The 2,255-nt window shown below is 67.4% G+C and carries 2 protein-coding genes; one reads left to right on the top strand and one right to left on the bottom strand.

Annotated elements, in window-relative coordinates:
• Nucleotides 1–496: 496 nt before the first annotated feature.
• The gene (locus MMG85_RS18350) at nucleotides 497–1,075 is read right to left on the bottom strand and encodes an NAD(P)H-dependent oxidoreductase (protein WP_241047343.1); all 579 of its coding nucleotides are present in this window, start codon (nucleotides 1,073–1,075) and stop codon (nucleotides 497–499) included.
• A gap of 118 nt (nucleotides 1,076–1,193) precedes the next feature.
• On the opposite strand from MMG85_RS18350, the gene MMG85_RS18345 reads away from it, so the two are divergent.
• Complete coding sequence (locus MMG85_RS18345) at nucleotides 1,194–2,201, top strand: LysR family transcriptional regulator (protein WP_241047342.1); 1,008 nt, start codon at nucleotides 1,194–1,196, stop codon at nucleotides 2,199–2,201.
• Nucleotides 2,202–2,255: the final 54 nt, after the last annotated feature.

The following is a 2,255-nucleotide window of genomic DNA, read 5'->3' as shown; positions in this document are numbered from 1 at the left end:
TTCCGGCGTGGCGAGCTTGCTCTCCCGCGGTCGTAGCACCCAAGGTGTGACGCTCGACCACGCCGGCTCTCGGCATCTAATCTGGCAGATCGCCAAGAGATAAAGGTGCCGAAGGCGGATGAGGGGCCGCTTCTCGCGCGTTACCTCCAGTGTCCGTGCTGCGCTTGCCTGATCGAGCGTTGAGCATCAGCGATATCCGCAAGACGCGCTGCCTCCGCTCGCCCCTCACCCGCCCGTTGGGCACCCTCTCCCCGCTGCGCAGGGAGAGGGGAGAGCACGCGCAACTCCGCCACCTCGATGTTCCTTCTCCCCGCTCGCCGGGAGAAGGTGCCCGAAGGGCGGATGAGGGGCAGCTCTTCGCGTGAGGCTCTCGCGCCAGCGTCGCGCAAGAACGTTGATCCTTGATCGTCGCGCGGAGATCCAGTCTCCGCTCGCCCCAAAAGAAAACGGCCCGCTTGCGCGGGCCGAACGGAGAGGAGTGCGGTGTAGCGGGGCTTCAAGCCGCTTTGCGCAGCGGCGCCGGGATGCTCGCCAGCGCGGCTTCGATCGCGTCAGCCTTGTGCTGCGGCGAATAGGCCACGCGCTCAGCGCGAACGAACTCCACGTCGGTGATGCCCAGGAACTTGAACACCTGGGTCATGTACGGGGCGACGAAGTCGATCGCGGTGCCGGCATATTCGCCGCCGCTGGCCTCGGCCACGATGACCTGCTTGCCGCCGGCCAGGCCCACGGGGCCGTTCTCGGTGTACTTGAAGGTGCGGCCGGCCACGGCCACGCGGTCGATCCAGGCCTTCAGCGTGGACGGCACGCCGAAGTTGTAGCGCGGCACGCCCAGCACGATGACGTCGGCGGCGAGGAACTGCTGCAGGGCGGCCTCGCTGGCTTGTGCGGCGGCGGCGTCGCCCCCACCCAGTACGGCATTGGTCAGGTGGGGCAGCGGGTCGGCGTCGAGGTCGCGGTAGGTGACCTCCAGCCCGGGCACGCTGTCCTGCCAACGGGCTACGATGGCGGCGGTCAGTTGTCGGCTGACCGAGTTCGCGGCCAGGGCGCTGCTGTCGATATGCAATAGTTTCATGGTGGTTCTCCGGTCAGGACGCGGCCCAAAGCCGCCTTGGAGACCACTGTAGGTCGTTGCATAAGCGGGATAAACGTGGTTTAACGTCACTGATTGTTCTAAAGGCGGAACTATTGTCATGCAGCACGACCTCAACGACCTCTATTACTTCGCCATGGTGGTGGACCACGGCGGCTTTGCCGCGGCCGAGCGCGCCCTGGGCATTCCCAAGTCGCGCCTGAGCCGGCGCATCAGCCAGTTGGAAACCGACCTGGGCGTGCGCCTGCTGCAGCGCTCCACGCGCCGCTTCGCGGTGACCGACGTGGGCACCAGCGTGCACCGCCACGCGCAGACCATGCTGGCCGAGGCGCAGGCCGCGCGCGAAGTGGTCGATCGCCTCAGCGCGGAGCCGCGCGGCGTGGTGCGCGTCAGCGTGCCGGTGGCGGTGGCGCAGATGCAGTTGCCGAAGATTCTGCCGGCCTTCCTCGACAAGTACCCGAAGGTGCGCCTGCAACTGCACGTCAACAACCGCCGGGTCGACATCATCAACGAGGGCTACGACGTGGCCCTGCGCGTTCGCGCCAAGCTCGACGACGACGGCAGCCTGGTGATGCGCAGCTTCGGCCAGATCCAGGAGCTGCTGGTCGCCAGCCCCAAGTACCTCAACCGTGCGGGCCGCCCGAAGGTGCCGGAAGACCTGGCCGAGCACGTCACGCTGAGCATCAGCGAGGACGAGGCGCGCCAGCGCTGGGAACTGCATGGTCCGGACGGCGAGGTGCGCCGCATCGAACTGAACCCGCGCCTGGCCGGTTTCGATTTCCCGCTGCTGCAGTCGATGGCGAAGGACGGCTACGGCATCACGCTGCTGCCGGAGACGGTATGTGCGGAGGCGGTGCGCCGGGGCGAGCTGGAGGTGGTGCTGCCGGAATGGAGCCTGCCGCAGGGTATCTGCCATGCGGTGTTCGCGTCGCGCCGGGGCATGTTGCCGGCGGTGCGGGTGTTCATCGATTTCCTGGCCGAGCATCTGCCGCAGCAGATCGAGTCGTCGCGGCTGGATTGCGGTGGCGCCTGTGCGGAGGCGAAGGAGAAGGCCATCGCGATGGCGATCGACAACACCAAGGCCGGCAAGGTGAAGAAGGCCTCGTAAGCCACGGCGGCGGGGTTCGTGCGAAAATGCACGCCGGCCTGCAAGGGGCCGGGG

It is taken from the genome of Pseudoxanthomonas sp. LH2527, assembly GCF_022539275.1.
Taxonomy (GTDB): domain Bacteria; phylum Pseudomonadota; class Gammaproteobacteria; order Xanthomonadales; family Xanthomonadaceae; genus Pseudoxanthomonas_A.
This window is presented reverse-complemented; position numbering and strand designations above follow the sequence as displayed.